Consider the following 15049-nt stretch of genomic DNA (forward strand, 5'->3'; position numbering starts at 1 on the left):
GTGGTCAGCGCCAGCGTGTCGCCATGGGCCGCGCCATCGTCCGCTCCCCGCAGGTGTTCCTCATGGACGAGCCGCTGTCCAACCTCGACGCCAAGCTGCGCGTGCAGACCCGCACCCAGATCGCCTCACTGCAGCGGCGACTCGGGGTCACCACCGTCTACGTCACGCACGACCAGGTCGAGGCGATGACGATGGGCGACCGGGTCGCGGTGCTCAAGGACGGCATCCTGCAGCAGTGCGACACCCCGCGCCGCATGTACGACCACCCGAACAACGTGTTCGTCGCCGGGTTCATCGGCTCCCCCGCGATGAACCTGCTCGACGTGCCGGTGACCGACGGTGGCGTCGCCTTCGGTGACGCCCGCACGCCGATCGCCCGGGAGTACCTGGACAAGGCCGGCAAGCGCGCCGTCATCGGCGTCCGCCCCGAGGACCTCACCGTGAGCAACGACGGCGCCGGCCTGCCGGTCACCGTCGACGTGGTCGAGGAGCTCGGCGCGGACGCCTACATCTACGGCATGACCAAGACCGAGGACGGCGACAAGCAGATCATCGCCCGCGTCGACGGGCGCACCCCGCCGGAGAAGGGCGCGCACATCTCGCTGAAGCCGAAGTCCGACCACGTGCACCTGTTCAGCGCCGAGACCGGCGAACGGCTGGGCTGAGCAGAGGGGAGCGGGCTCCCCGCGCGAGAAGGGGCCGGTATGGCGGGTGCTCGCCATACCGGCCCTCTCACGTTCCCACGCGCTCGGGTGCGATCCGCGCTGGGGGCGCTCGTCGTGCCACGATGGAGCGCGTGGCACTGGAGATCACCGCAGCCCGGCCCGATCCAGCCCTCTTCGACCTGCCGTGGTCGCTGCCGCTGGAGGAGTGGCCCGAGGACCGGCTGGCGGCGCTGCCCCGCGGCATCTCCCGGCACGTGGTGCGGTTCGTGCGGATCTCCGGACGCGTCATGGCGGTCAAGGAGATCAAGACCCAGCTGGCCCGCGAGGAGTACACGCTGCTGCGGCTGCTGCGCCGCCTGGACCTGCCGGCCGTCGAACCCCTGGGGGTGGTGAGCGGCCGGACCGACGCCGCGGGTGAGGAGCTGGACGGCTGCCTGCTGACCCGGCACCTGCAGTTCTCCCTGCCCTACCGCGCGCTGTTCAGCCAGGCGCTGCGGCCGGACACCGCCAAGCGGCTCATCGACGCCCTCGCCGTGCTGCTCGTCCGGCTGCACCTCGCCGGCTTCTTCTGGGGAGACGTGTCCCTGTCGAACACGCTGTTCCGCCGAGACGCAGGGGCGTTCGCGGCCTACCTCGTCGACGCCGAGACCGGCGAGCTGCACAGCTCCCTGTCCACCGGCCAGCGCGAACACGACCTGGAGATCGCCCGGGTCAACATCGCCGGGGAGCTGATGGACCTGGCCGCCGGGGGCATGCTCGAGGACGTCCCGGACCCCCTGGACGTCTCCGACGTCATCGTGCGGCGCTACCGGTCGCTGTGGCAGGAGCTGACCGGCAGCGAGCGATTCGAGCAGGGCGACCGGTGGCGGGTGGACGAGCGGATCCGCCGCCTGAACGAGCTCGGCTTCGACGTCGACGAGCTGGAGATGTCCACGGACCTGGACGGCACGCACATCCAGATCCAGCCCAAGGTCGTCGACGCCGGCCACCACTCCCGCCGACTGCTGCGGCTGACCGGCCTCGACGCCGAGGAGAACCAGGCGCGCCGGCTGCTCAACGACCTCGACGCCTACCGTGCCGCGCAGGACCGGCAGAACGACTCCGAGGAGCTGGTCGCCCACGACTGGCTGACCAACGTCTACGAGCCGGTCGTCCGGGCCGTCCCGCAGGAGCTGCGCGGCAAGCTTGAGCCCGCCGAGGTCTTCCACGAGCTGCTCGAGCACCGGTGGTACCTGTCCGAGCGGGCCGGCCACGACGTCCCGATCGAGGACGCCGTCGCCGACTACGTCAAGCAGGTGCTCCCGGCGAAGCCGGACGAGGCCGCGGTGCTGGGCGTGGACACGCAGGCCATGCCCGTGCGCGCCCGCCCGGACCGCTGACGGCGGCTGCGGGAGGGTCAGCTGCCGGCGGAGCGCTGCCGGTCGATCTCGTAGAGCGTCACGCCGGTCGCGATCCCGGCGTTGAGCGACTCCACCGCGGAGCTCATCGGGATGGACACGATCTGGTCGCAGGTCTCCCTGACCAGGCGGGACAGGCCCTTGCCCTCGGCGCCGACGACGACCACCAGCGGCTCGGTGGCGAGCGCCAGGCCGGGCAGGGCCACGTCGCCCGCCATGTCCAGGCCGAGCACGAAGAACCCCGCCTTGCGGAACTCCTCCAGCGCCCGCGTCAGGTTGGTCGCCATCGCGACGGGGACCCGGGCGGCCGCGCCGGCCGAGGTCTTCCACGCCGCGGCCGTCATCCCCACCGAACGGCGCTGCGGGACGACGACGCCGTGGCCACCGAACGCGGCCACCGACCGGATGATCGCCCCGAGGTTGCGCGGGTCGGTGATCCCGTCGAGCGCGACCACCAGGGGGATGCCGGGCCGGTCCGGGTCGATGAGGTCCCGCGGGTCGGCATAGTCGTAGGGCGGCACCTGCAGCGCCAGTCCCTGGTGGACCGCGTCGTCGGTGAGCCGGTCCAGTTCCCCGCGCGGCGTCTCCAGGATGGCGATCCCCCGGGCGGTGGCGAGGCGGATGGCCTCGCGCACCCGGTCGTCGGACTCCACCCGGCCGGCGACGTAGAGCGTCGTCGCAGGAACCTCGGCCCGCAGCGCCTCCAGGACGGAGTTGCGGCCGGCGACCACCTCGCTGCCGGAGCGGGAGCGCTTCGGCCCCTGCGTCCGACCCCGGGGGGCGGGGCGACCGCCGCCGCTGGCCTTCGCCGCCCGGTAGGCCTTGTGCTGCGGCCGCTCCGAGGCCTTGGGCGTCGGCCCCTTGCCCGCGAGGCCCTTCCGGCGCTGGCCACCACTGCCGACGGTGGCGCCCTTCTTGGACGCACCCTTGCGGACCGCGCCGCGTCGGGAGGAGTTCCCTGGCATCTGAGCGCCTCTCAGTCTGCGGTGGAGTCGGTGTCGGAGGCGTCGGGACGGTGCTCCAGCGACCACCGGGCGCCGGAGGCGGTGTCCTCGACCGTGACGCCCACCCGGGCGAGCTGGTCCCGGATCGCGTCGGCGGTCTCGTAGTCGCGGGCCGCCCGCGCCGCGCGCCGCGCCTCGAGCCGCTCCTGCACCAGGTCGCCGAGCGCGGACAGGGCGTCGTCCTGCCCGCCGCCGGTGGCCGGTCCCCAGTGCGGGTCGAGGGGGTTGACGCCGAGGACGTCGGTCATCGAGACCACCCGCAGGGCGGCGTCCCGGGCGGCCTCCTCGTCGCCGTCGTCGAGGGCGGTGTTGCCCTCCCGGACCGTGTCGAAGACGACCGCGAGCGCGCCGGAGACGTTGAGGTCGTCGTCCATCGCCTCGGCGAAGTCGCCCGGGACCGCCACGAGCTCGCCGTCCCAACCCTCCGGCAGGGCGCGGCGCAGGAAGCCCTCGATGCGCTCGACGGCGGCCTCCGCCTCGTCCAGCGATCGCTCGCCGAACTCCATGGTGGACCGGTAGTGCACCGCACTCAGGTAGTAGCGCAGCACCAGCGGACGCACTCGCTTGGTGATCTCGGTGACGAGCAGGCTGTTGCCCAGCGACTTGCTCATCTTCTCGCCCTCGATCGTCACCCAGGCGTTGTGCAGCCAGTACTGCGCGAAGCCGAGCCCGGCCGCACGGGACTGCGCCTGCTCGTTCTCGTGGTGCGGGAAGCGCAGGTCGACGCCCCCGCCGTGGATGTCGAAGGTGTCGCCGAGGTACTTGCGCGCCATCGCGGAGCACTCCAGGTGCCAGCCCGGTCGCCCCTGCCCGTATGGCGTGGGCCAGCTGGCCGTCTCCGGCTCACCAGGCTTGTGCCCCTTCCAGAGCGCAAAGTCGCGCGGGTCCCGCTTGCCGCGGGGGTCGGCGTCCTGCGCAGGCTCCATGTCGTCGAGGTCCTGGTGGGTGAGCTCGCCGTAGGCGGGATAGCTCTTGACGTCGAAGTACACGTCACCGGACTCGTCCGCCGCCGGGTAGGCATGTCCCTTGTCGACCAGGGTGCGCATCAGCTCGACCATCTCGGGGATGTGCCCGGTGGCCCGCGGCTCGTAGGTCGCGGGCAGCACCCCGAGCTGGTCCAGGGCCTCGGAGGTGCGGCGTTCGTTGGTGTAGCTCCAGGCCCACCACGGCACCCCCGCGTCGGCCGACTTGGCGAGGATCTTGTCGTCGATGTCGGTGACGTTGCGGATCAGCGTGACCTCGTAGCCGTGGCCGCGCACCAGCCACCGGCGGAGGATGTCGAAGGCCACGGCGAAGCGTACGTGCCCGATGTGCGGAGCCCCCTGCGTGGTCAGGCCACAGATGTAGACGCCGGCCTTGCCCGGGTGCACGGGCACGAACTCGCGGAGCTCACGGGTCGCGGTGTCGAACAGCTGGAGGGTCACCCGACAAGGCTATCGGCCCGTCAGCAGTGGTCACGATCCGGCGACGGCCCGACCAATGCTTTGACCGTGTATCACGGGATGTGATTGATTGATAGGCCCCAAGCAGAAATCTTGCCAATCGCTTACCCCGATCTGACATCGACTTCGGCGAGGAGTTGCCTGTGCCCGTTATCAAGGCCGAGAACATCTTCAAGGTGTTCGGTCGTCGCGCCAAGGAGGGGGTGACGCGACTCCAGCAGGGCGTCGACCGCGACGAGCTCAAGAAGGATGGCCTGACGGCTGCGGTGATCGATGCGTCCTTCTCCGTCAACGAAGGGGAGATCTTCGTCGTCATGGGCTTGTCCGGCTCGGGCAAGTCGACACTGATCCGCATGGTCAATGGCCTGTTGGAGCCCACGTCCGGGTCGGTGGAGATCCACGGCCAGGACATCACCAGGATGTCCTCGGGGCAGCTGCGCCGGGTGCGCCGGGAGCACGTGTCCATGGTGTTCCAGCACTTCGCGTTGTTCCCCCACCGCAGCGTCGTCAACAACGCCGCCTACGGCCTGGAGACGCAGGGGATGCCGCGGACCGAGCGGCGCAAGAAGGCGACCGAGGCCCTGGAGCTGGTCGGCCTGAAGGGGTGGGAGGACAGCCTGCCCTCCCAGTTGTCCGGCGGCATGCAGCAACGCGTGGGTCTGGCCCGGGCCCTGGCTGCGGACACCGACATCCTGCTGATGGACGAGGCGTTCAGCGCGCTCGACCCGCTGATCCGCCGGGAGATGCAGGACCAGCTCGTGGAGCTGCAGCACCGGCTGCACAAGACCATCCTGTTCATCACGCACGACCTCAACGAGGCGATGCGCCTCGGCGACCGGATCGCGATGATGCGCGACGGGCGGATCGTGCAGATCGGCACGGCCGAGGAGATCCTCACCGACCCGGCCAACGACTACGTGGCCCAGTTCATCCAGGACGTCGACCGCAGTCGGGTGCTCACCGCCTCGACCGTGATGGAGGCGCCCGTGGCCCTGCTCGGTGCCGATCAGGGCCCGCGCGCCGCCTACCGCCTGATGCGGGAGAAGCAGCTCGACTCCCTGTTCGTCGTGGACCGCGACATGCGGGTCCGTGGCGTGCTCGCGCAGCGTGACGTCGTCAAGGCGCTCGAGGAGGGCCGGGACACGATCGCCCACGTCCTCGAGCGCCACGTCGCGACGGTCTCGACCGACACCGTGGTGGCGGACATGTTCGCCGACTCCGCGGACACGGAGATGCCCCTGGCCGTCGTCGACGACGACGGCAAGCTGGTCGGGGTCGTGCCGCGCGTGACCCTGCTGGCGGCGATGGGACGCGTGGGTGCCCAGCACGGGCACTCCACCGGCGACCACCAGACGGTGGGGGACCTCGCCACGGCGGTGGCCGACACACCTGGCGGCGTGTCCGACGGAACGGAGGTCAACGCATGAGCGCGCCCGCGTTCGTCGGCCCGGCCCTGGCGGCCCCGGCCCTGGACATCCCGCGGCTGCACATCGGCGACTGGTTCGAAGCCGCCGTCGAGTGGATCAAGAACAACCTCGGCCCCATCCTCGACGCGATCAGCTACATCGCGCACTTCCTCAACGACAACCTCGCGGCCGGCCTGCACGCGGTGCCGCCGATCATCCTGGCGGTGATCCTGGCGCTGCTCGCCTGGGCGGCCGGCACGTGGAAGCTCGGGGTGGGCTCGATCATCGGCCTGCTCATCATCCAGAGCATGAACATGTGGTCCTCGGCCATGGACACCCTGGCCCTGGTCATCGTCTCCACCGTGGTGGCGCTGGTGATCGGGATGCCCACCGGGGTGCTGGCGGCACGCAGTGCCACGGTCGCCCAGGCCGTGCGGCCGGTACTGGACTTCATGCAGACCCTGCCCGTCTTCGTCTACCTGGTGCCGACCGTGGTCATCTGGGGCATCGGCATCGTCCCCGGCATGGCCGCGACCGTCATCTTCGCGATCCCGCCAGGGGTGCGCCTGACCCAGCTCGGCATCCAGCAGGTCGACAAGGAGATGGTCGAGGCCGGCCGCGCCTTCGGCGCGCGCCCGCGCGACATCCTCATGGGCATCCAGATGCCCCTGGCCATGCCCACGATCATGGCCGGCGTCAACCAGGTGATCATGCTGGCTTTGTCGATGGTGGTCGTCGCCGGCATGGTCGGCGCCGGCGGCCTCGGCTCGGACGTCTACCAGGGCCTGACCACCCTCGACGTGCCCCTGGCCTTCGAGGCCGGTCTGGCCGTGGTGATCCTCGCCATGTTCCTCGACCGGATCACCGCCGGCGTGGGGTCCCGCTCCGCGGTGGCCCGGGCCAACCGCAGGACGGCAGCCCGCTGACACACACCCTCACCCGTCGGCCCACAGCTCGCCGGCAGGCACACACCTCACCAGCAACCCGATGAAGGGAAGGCACAGATGCACACAGCACGTACCTACAAGACCGTCGCGGCCGGCTCGGCTGCCGTGGTGGCCGCGGCCCTGATCGCCGGCTGCGGCGCGAGCAAGACGGCCAGCGGCAGCAACACCGCCGGCAGCAGCGGGGGCAGCACGGCCGCGAGCACCGGCGGCAGCGGTGGCGGTGGTGGTGGCTCCTCGAAGACCATCACCATCCCCACGGCCTCGGGCTGGGACGAGGACGTCGCCGTCAGCTACCTGTGGAAGTACGTCCTCGAGCAGAAGGGCTACACGGTCAAGCTGCCCAGCCTGGACATCGGCGTCATCTTCAACGGCATCTCCCAGGGCACGGGCAGCAACGCCGACCTGTTCTTCGACACGTGGCTGCCGAAGACCCACGCGCCGTACTGGAAGAAGATCCACAACAAGGTCGAGGACCTCGACGTGTGGTACGACCAGGCCACGCTGAACATCGCCGTGCCGACCTACCTGAAGGACATCAACTCGATCGCCGACCTGAAGGGCAAGGCGAGTGAGTTCGACGGCAAGATCACCGGCATCGACCCCGGCGCCGGCCTCACCCGCGTCACCAAGGAGGCCATCAAGACCTACGGCCTGAACGACTACACGCTGCAGACCTCCTCGACGGCGGCGATGCTCGCGGCGCTCAAGAGCGCCACCGACGCGAAGAAGCCGATCGTCGTGACCCTGTGGCACCCGCACTGGGCCTACAGCGCCTTCCCGATCAAGGACCTGAAGGACCCGAAGCACGCCATGGGCGGCGCCGAGAAGATCCACGCCATCGCGCGGCAGGGCTTCAGCCAGGACTACCCGAAGGTCGCGAAGGCCGTGAAGTCCTTCAAGATGGACGACAAGACGCTGGCGAGCCTGGAGCTGCAGGTCGTCCAGAAGCACAAGGACAACCCGGACGAGGGCATCCAGGCCTGGATCAAGACGAGCCAGGGCAAGCAGGCCGTCAACCAGATCGAGAACGCGATGAAGTGACCCCCGGGCGGTCCGCCGCCCGGCACGACGAGGACCCCGCCGGTCCCCGGCCCCATCCCTCCAGAGGGGCCGGACCCGGCGGGGTCCTCTTTCGTGTGCTGCCTCGTGCCCTCGCGGACCTGTCAGTGACCTCTCGCGACCCACTCGTCCAGGTGCGGCTTCTCGTCCCCGATCGAGGTCGAGTCGCCGTGGCCGGTGTGCACGACCGTCTCCGCCGGCAGGGTCAGCAGCCGCTCGCGGATCGAGGCGATGATCGTGGGGAAGTCGCTGAACGAGCGCCCGGTCGCACCCGGACCACCTTGGAAAAGGGTGTCGCCGCTGAACACCACGCCCAGCTCCGGCGCGTGGAAGCAGCAGGCACCCGGCGAGTGACCGGGCGTGTGCAGCACGCGCAGCTGCGTGCCCGCGACCGTGAGGGTGTCACCGTCGGCCAGCTCCCGGTCGGGAGCCGTGTCGTAGACGCGGTCCCAGAGCACCCGATCCTCCGGATGGAGGTATGCCGGAGCTCCCGTTGCGTCCTTGACGGCACCTGCCGCGTCGATGTGGTCGTCGTGGGCGTGGGTGCACAGGATGCCCACGAGCCGCCGGTCACCGACCGCCTTCAGGATCGCATCCGCGTCGTGGGCTGCGTCGATGACGACGCACTCGCTGTCGTCGCCGATGATCCAGACGTTGTTGTCGACGTCCCAGGTGCCGCCGTCCAGGCTGAACGTGCCCGAGGTGACGAGGTGGTCGATGCGGGCCGTCATGAGAGCTCCACGACCGAGCGCAGCACCTCGCCGCGGTGCATCTTGTCGAAGGCCTGCTCGACCTGGTCGAGGGCGATCTTCTCGCTGACGAACGCGTCGAGGTCGAAGCGGCCCTGCCGGTAGAGGTCGATGAGCATCGGGAAGTCGCGGCTGGGCAGGCAGTCGCCGTACCAGCTGGACTTGAGCGCGCCGCCGCGGCCGAAGACCTCGATCAGGGGCAGCGTGATCTCCAGGTCGGGGGTCGGCACGCCGACCAGCACCACGGTGCCGGCGAGGTCGCGGGCGTAGAAGGCCTGCTCGTACGTCTCGGGCCGGCCGACCGCTTCGACCACCACGTCGGCGCCGAAACCCCCCGTGAGCTCGCGGATCCTCTCGACCGCGTCCTCGTTCTTGGAGTTGACGGTGTGGGTGGCGCCGAAGTGCCTGGCCTGCTCGAGCTTCGCGTCGTCGACGTCCACCGCGATGATCGTCGTCGCCCCGGCCACGCTGGCACCGGCGATCGCCGCGTCGCCGACACCGCCGCAGCCGATGACCGCCACCGAGTCACCGCGGGTCACGCCACCGGTGTTGACGGCCGCGCCGAAGCCGGCCATCACGCCGCAGCCGAGCAGCCCGGCAGCGGCCGGGGAGGCCTGCTCGTCGACCTTGGTGCACTGACCCGCGGCCACGAGGGTCTTCTCGATGAACGCGCCGATCCCGAGGGCCGGCGTCAGCTCGGTCCCGTCGGTGAGCGTCATCTTCTGCGTGGCGTTGTGGGTGTTGAAGCAGTACCACGGCTCACCGCGGCGGCAGGCTCGGCACTCGCCGCACACCGCGCGCCAGTTGAGGATGACGAAGTCCCCGGGGGCCACCTCGGTGACGCCCTCGCCGACGGCCTCCACCCGACCGGCGGCCTCGTGGCCGAGCAGGAAGGGGAACTCGTCGTAGATGCCGCCCTCGCGGTAGTGCAGGTCGGTGTGGCAGACCCCGCAGGCCTCGATCTTGACGACCGCCTCGCCCGGCCCGGGGTCGGGCACCACGACGTCGACGACTTCCACGGGAGCGCCCTTGCTGCGGGCGATGACTCCCTTGACCGTGCTGGACATTGCGCAACTCCTCTGCTCGAAACGCTCGCGTGCACCCGGGCGATCGGCTCGCCGGGCGCATGTGCCCGCAGCCTAGGACAGCGTCCGGCGCCTCCCACCAGCACGTCCGCGGGCGGAGATCGGCCCGGCTGCACGTGGTGCGCCGGGCCGGTGACCGGCTGATCGTGAGCGGTCCGTGACCGGAACGCATGGACGGCCGTGCTCGACGGCGGGAGACTCACGAGGAGGGCACCCGGGGCGGCAGACCTTCCAGCGCCGCGCCGGCGGAGGAAGGGGAAACGGATGACGATCATCGCGGCCCTGGAGTCGACGTGGATCTCGGTGGTCCTGCTGCTGCCGTGGGCGGTCGGACTCGTCCTCGCTTTGCGCCACCAGCGTGACGGGGGTTGGGCTCGACTGGCGGCCATCGGGTGCGGCCTGCTGCTGGCGGTGGGTCTGACCAGCCTCCTGCGGAACTGGTGGGTGCTCACCCACATGCAGAACTTCGCGCCGCTGACCACCCCCGGGTTCTGGGTCACGTGGAGCGGACCGATGCTGGCCGCTCTCGACCTCCTCGGCCTCAGCCTCGTCGTCGCCGCGATCTTCGTGGCCGGCCGGTCCGCGCTCGCGGCCCGGGCGGCGAACCCACCAGCGACCGACGGTTAGCGGCCGAACGCACCCGATGACAACGCCGTGCCGGCGCCGGTGACGACAGCTTGGTCGCGCCGGCAGCCGGTCCCGCGCAGATCGTTACGGACCCGTGCCCGCGCTGGCTGGACGGCCGCCGTCGCGGCCGAGAACACTGGTGAGCGGACGCGGACCGGAGCCGGCCGCGGAAGCCGGGCGCTCGGCATACCGACCTCGCGCCACGCAACCCGACCCGGAAGAGGTGACGCAGGTGATCGCCGCCATCGCGATCTCAGCGCTCTACCTCGTCCCTTGGGTGATCGGCCTGGTGCTGTCGCTGCAGCGCCGCTCGCGAGGACGCTGGGCGCGGCTCGCGACGACCGCCTTCGCCGTGCTCACGGCTGCGGGCGCCCTGTCGATCGTCTGGCAGGTCTGGTCCCTCGGGGTGGACCCGTCGACGATGACGCTGAGCGGGCGCTACGGCGCGCTGGCGTGGCTGGGGCCGGTGCTCACGTTGCTGCAGTTCGTCGGGTTCGTCCTGGTCGTCGCCGCGGTGTTCTCCGCACGGGGCTCGGTCCGGGGGCTGCGCCAGAACTGACCTGCGGCACGCCGAGGTTGTCGTCGGCCCGACCGGCGAGCGGCTCGGGCAGGAGAAGGCTAGCTCGGCACGACCAGGGCCGTGGCGATGGCCGCGATCCCCTCACCGCGGCCGGTGAGCCCGAGCCCGTCCGTCGTGGTGGCCGCGACCGACACCGGCGCCCCGCCCAGAGCCACGGAGAGCACCCGCTGGGCCTCCTCGCGCCGCGGCCCCAACTTGGGCCGGTTGCCGATGACCTGCACCGCCACGTTGCCGACCGTGAAGCCCGACTCGTCCAGGACCCGCAGCGCCTCGGCGAGCAGGCGCACGCCCGGTGCGCCCGCCAGCTCGGGCCTGCCGGTGCCGAAGTGGGCCCCGAGGTCGCCGAGCCCGGCGGCCGAGAACAACGCGTCGCACATCGCGTGCGCGGCGACGTCGCCGTCGGAGTGCCCCTGCACGCCGCGCTCCCCCGGCCACCTCAGGCCCGCGAGCGACAGGGGGCGGTCGTCGTCGGCGAAGGGGTGCACGTCGATCCCGATGCCGGTGCGCGGCAGGACGCTCACCTCAGCACTCCAGCAGCTGCTCGGCGACGACGAGGTCGGCCGGGGTGGTGATCTTGTGGGCACGGACGTCGCCCTCGATGACCCGCACGTGCCCGCCGGCGCGCTCGACGAGGCCGGCGTCGTCGGTGGCCGGACCGCCGTCATGGGCGTGGGCGTGCTCGAGGACCTCGCGCAGGAAACCCTGGGGCGTCTGCACGGCCCGGAGCCGGGAGCGGTCCAACGTGGCGGTCACCCGCCCGGAGCCGTCGACCTCCTTGATGGTGTCGACCACGGGCACGCCCGGCACCACGGCCGGGTGCCCGCTGCGGACGGCGTGGATGACTGAGCCGAACAGCTCGGAGGGGGCCAGGGCTCGGGCGGCGTCGTGGACGAGGACGATGCCGTCCTCGTGGCGCAGCGCGCGCAGGCCGGCCGCCACGGACGCGGTGCGTTCGTCGCCGCCCGCCACGATGTCGACGCGGTCGGCGTGGTCCAGCGGCCGCAGGGCGTGCGCCGCATCGTCGAGGTGACTGGACGGTGCGACCACCACGAGGTGGGTCACCTCGGGACAGTCGAGCGCGGCCCGGGCGGCGTGCTCGAGCAGCGTCTGGCCGCCGAGCATCACGAAGGCCTTGGGCGCTCCTGCTCCCAGCCGTTCACCGCGCCCGGCCGCGACCAGGATGACGGCGACGCTCAGGAGGCGAGCACTTCGTCGAGGGTCGCCTCGGCCTTGTCCTCGTTGGTGTGCTCGGCCAGCGCGAGCTCGGAGACGAGGATCTGCCGCGCCTTGGCGAGCATCCGCTTCTCACCGGCGGACAGGCCACGGTCCTTGTCCCGGCGCCACAGGTCACGGACGACCTCGGCCACCTTGATGACGTCGCCGGATGCGAGCTTCTCGAGGTTGGCCTTGTAGCGGCGGGACCAGTTGGTGGGCTCCTCCGCGTGATCGGCCCGCAGCACCTCGAAGACCTTGTCGAGGCCCTCCTGACCCACGACGTCGCGGACGCCGACCAGGTCACAGTTCTCCGCGGGCACCTCGATGGTCAGGTCACCTTGGGCAACCTTGAGCTTGAGGTAGAGCTTGTCCTCACCCTTGATCGTGCGGGTGTTGATCTCCTCGATGAGAGCCGCACCGTGGTGCGGGTACACGACAGTCTCGCCGACCTTGAAAACCATATGTAGCTAGCCCCTTTCGCGAACTCCAGAGTATCACGGAAAAGGCCCCGATACGAAGTTGTGGAGCGACGTTTGTGCAGGTCAGAGCCTCTCCGGAGGTTATCCACAGGGGTCTGGGGAGGCCTTGACAGGGGCCGCTCCAACATGCTTCGCGCGCGGTAGTGGTGCGGTAGCGATACGGCGGAGAAGCGCCGCGCGACGCGCCCGCCCAGCCCTGGGGGGAACCGTCGCCGACGCCGAGCAGCCGCCCGGTAGGCTGACCCGCGTGATGCGCCGCCTGCCTCGAGTGACCGCTCAGACCCCCCGAGCCCGTTCCCGCCGCTCCCTGGTGTCCTCCGCCGTCGCCGCCGGCGCCCTGGCCGGCGCCGTCGCCCTGTCCGGGTGCAGCGCGCTGTCCCCCCAGCAGACCACGGAGCCCTACACGCCGGCCGACGGTGTGAGCACCACGCTGGGCAACGTCGACCTCAACGACCTGCTCATCGTGGCCTCGGCCAAGGGCAAGCCCGGCGTCGTCTCCGCCCAGGTGAGCAACCAGGGCAACTCGAGGGTGACGGTGAAGATCTCCTCCCCGGACGGCACGACGCTCAAGCAGGTGAGCGTGCCGGCACAGTCCGCCGTGAAGCTGTTCGAGGGCGGGCACGGTCAGACCACGTTGCCCAGCGTCCCGGTGCCGCCGGGCTCGATGACCAAGCTGCGGGTCAGCACCCCGTCCGAGGGCACGCACGAGATCCTCGTGCCCGTGCTGCTCGACCAGCAGTACTACGCGACGGTCACCCCCACCTCGTCGCCGTCGCCCTCATCGACGTCCTCCACCTCCTCGGCATCCCCCTCCTCGTCCAAGTAGGCCGCCTCCTTCGACGTCCCTTCCCCCTTCCCTCGAAGCGGTGGCGTAGGGCGCACCCTTGACCGGTGCCGCAAAGGTGGGTAATTTCCGCTGAATCCCGCTGCACTGTCAATCGGTGACAGACCCTGGCTCTGGCCGCCCGCTCCCCGGGTGCAGCGCTGGAGCGGTGCGGCCCTCGTCGAAAGAGGACCGACATGGCCCAGCTCAACCGCAGGCAGCTCCTCGGCAGTGCCGCCCTGGCCGCCGCAGCCGTCCCCCTGACCGCCGGCGCAGCACGCGCCGCCACCCCGGGCGCGCCCGACGCCACCAACTTCCCCCGCCGCCCGGTCACGACCGGGGCGCAGCGCCAGGCCGACGCTGGCTGGTCGGCGCTGTCCGGGGAACGCGTCGGCGTCATCAGCAACCCGACGGGCGTCCTGGACGACCTGACCCACATCGTCGACCAGATGGTCGCGTCGGGCGGCGCAGACGTGGTCGCCGTCTTCGGCCCGGAGCACGGCTTCCGCGGCACCAGCCAGGCCGGCGACTCCCAGGACACCTACGTCGACCCGCGCACCGGCGTCACGGTCTACGACGCGTACGGCGCGACCGCGGAGAAGTTCGCCCGGTTCTTCCGCGAGGCCGAGGTCGACACGGTGGTGTTCGACATCCAGGACGTCGGCGCCCGCTTCTACACCTACATCTGGACGATGTACACGGCGATGGTCGCGGCTGCGCAGGAGGGCAAGCGCTTCGTCGTGCTCGACCGCCCGAACCCGATCGGCGGCTACGCGCGGGGGCCGATGCTGCAGCCGGACTACGAGTCGGGGGTGGGCAAGAAGCCGATCGTCCAGCAACACGGCATGACGGTCGGGGAGCTGGCGCGGTACTTCGACGGCGAGCTGCTCGCCGAGGACGCCGGCCGCCGTCTGACCGACCTCACCGTGGTGAAGGTCAGCGGCTGGCGCCGGGACGTGCCCGCCGTGGGCACGGACGTGCCGTGGGTCATGCCGAGCCCGAACATGCCCACCCCGGACACGGCACTCGTCTACCCCGGGACCTGCCTGTTCGAGGCGACGAACCTGTCCGAGGGTCGCGGGACGACCCGGCCGTTCGAGCTCGTGGCAGCACCGTACGTCGACTACCGCTGGGCGGAAGCCTTGCGGCAGAAGGACATTCCCGGCGTGGAGTTCCGTGAGGCGTACTACACCCCGACGTTCAGCAAGCACGCCGGCGTCGCCTGCGGCGGGGTTCAGGTGCACATCACCGACCCGGCCCGGGTGGAGGCCATCCTCGCAGCCACGCACATGATGGTCGAGGCCCATCGCCTCTACACCGACTTCGACTGGCGCGGCGACGCGGGCCGCTGGATCGGCCTGCTCACCGGGTCCAGCCGGTTCGGCGACATGCTCATGGCTGGCGCGTCCGCCGAGCAGATCGTCGACAGCTGGCGGGACGAGCTGGCCGAGTGGAACGTGCGCCGGGAGCCCTACCTGCTGTATGCCGGCCCGCAGCGGTAGGTGCCCCTCCGCGACCGACCGGACACTGGGTCCGCCCGGCCGGCCGGACATACGGCCGAGGACCCGGTT

General features: G+C 70.9%; 16 protein-coding genes. 9 read left to right on the forward strand and 7 right to left on the reverse strand.

The features are described from left to right. Together VFL99_RS13240 and VFL99_RS13245 are read left to right on the forward strand one after the other, a co-directional pair. Nucleotides 1–665: ABC transporter ATP-binding protein (locus VFL99_RS13240; RefSeq protein WP_325106838.1), on the forward strand; the 665-nt coding region annotated here is incomplete at its 5' end. 131 nt (nucleotides 666–796) lie between these two features. Then, complete coding sequence (locus VFL99_RS13245; protein WP_325106839.1) at nucleotides 797–2044, forward strand: DUF4032 domain-containing protein; 1248 nt, start codon at nucleotides 797–799, stop codon at nucleotides 2042–2044. Between the two features lie 17 nt (nucleotides 2045–2061). On the opposite strand, the gene rlmB is transcribed toward VFL99_RS13245, so the two are convergent. Continuing rightward, complete coding sequence (rlmB, locus tag VFL99_RS13250) at nucleotides 2062–3027, reverse strand: 23S rRNA (guanosine(2251)-2'-O)-methyltransferase RlmB (protein WP_325106840.1); 966 nt, start codon at nucleotides 3025–3027, stop codon at nucleotides 2062–2064. 11 nt (nucleotides 3028–3038) lie between these two features. Beyond that, nucleotides 3039–4490: a cysteine--tRNA ligase gene (gene cysS, locus VFL99_RS13255; RefSeq protein ID WP_325106841.1), complete on the reverse strand. Its 1452-nt coding sequence runs from the start codon at nucleotides 4488–4490 to the stop codon at nucleotides 3039–3041. Between the two features lie 161 nt (nucleotides 4491–4651). Here cysS and VFL99_RS13260 point away from each other — a divergent pair, with 161 nt between their 5' ends. The 3 genes from VFL99_RS13260 to VFL99_RS13270 all read left to right on the forward strand — a co-directional run bounded on the left by VFL99_RS13260 (nucleotide 4652) and on the right by VFL99_RS13270 (nucleotide 7902). Further along, nucleotides 4652–5935 carry a quaternary amine ABC transporter ATP-binding protein gene (locus VFL99_RS13260; protein ID WP_325106842.1) on the forward strand — a complete coding sequence of 428 codons (1284 nt, stop codon included), beginning with the start codon at nucleotides 4652–4654 and terminating at the stop codon, nucleotides 5933–5935. After that, the gene (locus tag VFL99_RS13265) at nucleotides 5932–6840 is read left to right on the forward strand and encodes an ABC transporter permease (protein ID WP_325106843.1); all 909 of its coding nucleotides are present in this window, start codon (nucleotides 5932–5934) and stop codon (nucleotides 6838–6840) included. The genes VFL99_RS13260 and VFL99_RS13265 overlap by 4 nt, the downstream gene beginning before the upstream one ends. 78 nt (nucleotides 6841–6918) lie before the next feature. After that, the gene (locus VFL99_RS13270) at nucleotides 6919–7902 is read left to right on the forward strand and encodes a glycine betaine ABC transporter substrate-binding protein (RefSeq protein ID WP_325106844.1); all 984 of its coding nucleotides are present in this window, start codon (nucleotides 6919–6921) and stop codon (nucleotides 7900–7902) included. A gap of 122 nt (nucleotides 7903–8024) precedes the next feature. Here the strand turns inward: VFL99_RS13270 and VFL99_RS13275 are convergent, their stop codons facing one another. Together VFL99_RS13275 and VFL99_RS13280 are read right to left on the reverse strand one after the other, a co-directional pair. Beyond that, the gene (locus VFL99_RS13275) at nucleotides 8025–8651 is read right to left on the reverse strand and encodes an MBL fold metallo-hydrolase (protein WP_325106845.1); all 627 of its coding nucleotides are present in this window, start codon (nucleotides 8649–8651) and stop codon (nucleotides 8025–8027) included. Beyond that, entirely contained in the window at nucleotides 8648–9736 is a 1089-nt protein-coding gene (locus VFL99_RS13280) for an S-(hydroxymethyl)mycothiol dehydrogenase (protein WP_325106846.1), read from the reverse strand. Before VFL99_RS13280 ends, VFL99_RS13275 begins: the two co-directional genes overlap by 4 nt. Before the next feature lie 282 nt (nucleotides 9737–10018). Between VFL99_RS13280 and VFL99_RS13285 the strand changes: the two genes are divergently transcribed. Further along, a complete protein-coding gene (locus VFL99_RS13285) occupies nucleotides 10019–10381 on the forward strand; it encodes a hypothetical protein (RefSeq protein WP_325106847.1) in 363 nt (120 codons plus the stop codon). A 139-nt stretch (nucleotides 10382–10520) separates the two neighbouring features. Further along, nucleotides 10521–10940 (forward strand): hypothetical protein, encoded by a 420-nt coding sequence (locus VFL99_RS13290; protein WP_325106848.1) that lies wholly within the window; start codon nucleotides 10521–10523, stop codon nucleotides 10938–10940. Between the two features lie 59 nt (nucleotides 10941–10999). On the opposite strand, the gene ispF is transcribed toward VFL99_RS13290, so the two are convergent. From ispF to VFL99_RS13305, 3 genes are read right to left on the reverse strand one after another with little or no spacing between them, the layout of a single operon-like run. Further along, a complete protein-coding gene (gene ispF, locus VFL99_RS13295) occupies nucleotides 11000–11482 on the reverse strand; it encodes a 2-C-methyl-D-erythritol 2,4-cyclodiphosphate synthase (RefSeq protein ID WP_325106849.1) in 483 nt (160 codons plus the stop codon). A gap of 1 nt (nucleotide 11483) precedes the next feature. Beyond that, nucleotides 11484–12158, reverse strand: a complete 675-nt coding sequence (ispD, locus tag VFL99_RS13300; protein ID WP_325106875.1) for a 2-C-methyl-D-erythritol 4-phosphate cytidylyltransferase — start codon at nucleotides 12156–12158, stop codon at nucleotides 11484–11486. Next, nucleotides 12155–12637: a CarD family transcriptional regulator gene (locus VFL99_RS13305; protein WP_325106850.1), complete on the reverse strand. Its 483-nt coding sequence runs from the start codon at nucleotides 12635–12637 to the stop codon at nucleotides 12155–12157. Before VFL99_RS13305 ends, ispD begins: the two co-directional genes overlap by 4 nt. A 286-nt stretch (nucleotides 12638–12923) precedes the next feature. Between VFL99_RS13305 and VFL99_RS13310 the strand changes: the two genes are divergently transcribed. After that, entirely contained in the window at nucleotides 12924–13481 is a 558-nt protein-coding gene (locus VFL99_RS13310; protein WP_325106851.1) for a hypothetical protein, read from the forward strand. 194 nt (nucleotides 13482–13675) lie between these two features. Further along, nucleotides 13676–14980 (forward strand): exo-beta-N-acetylmuramidase NamZ family protein, encoded by a 1305-nt coding sequence (locus tag VFL99_RS13315; protein WP_325106852.1) that lies wholly within the window; start codon nucleotides 13676–13678, stop codon nucleotides 14978–14980. Nucleotides 14981–15049 lie beyond the last annotated feature (69 nt).

This window comes from Segeticoccus sp. (assembly GCF_035708005.1).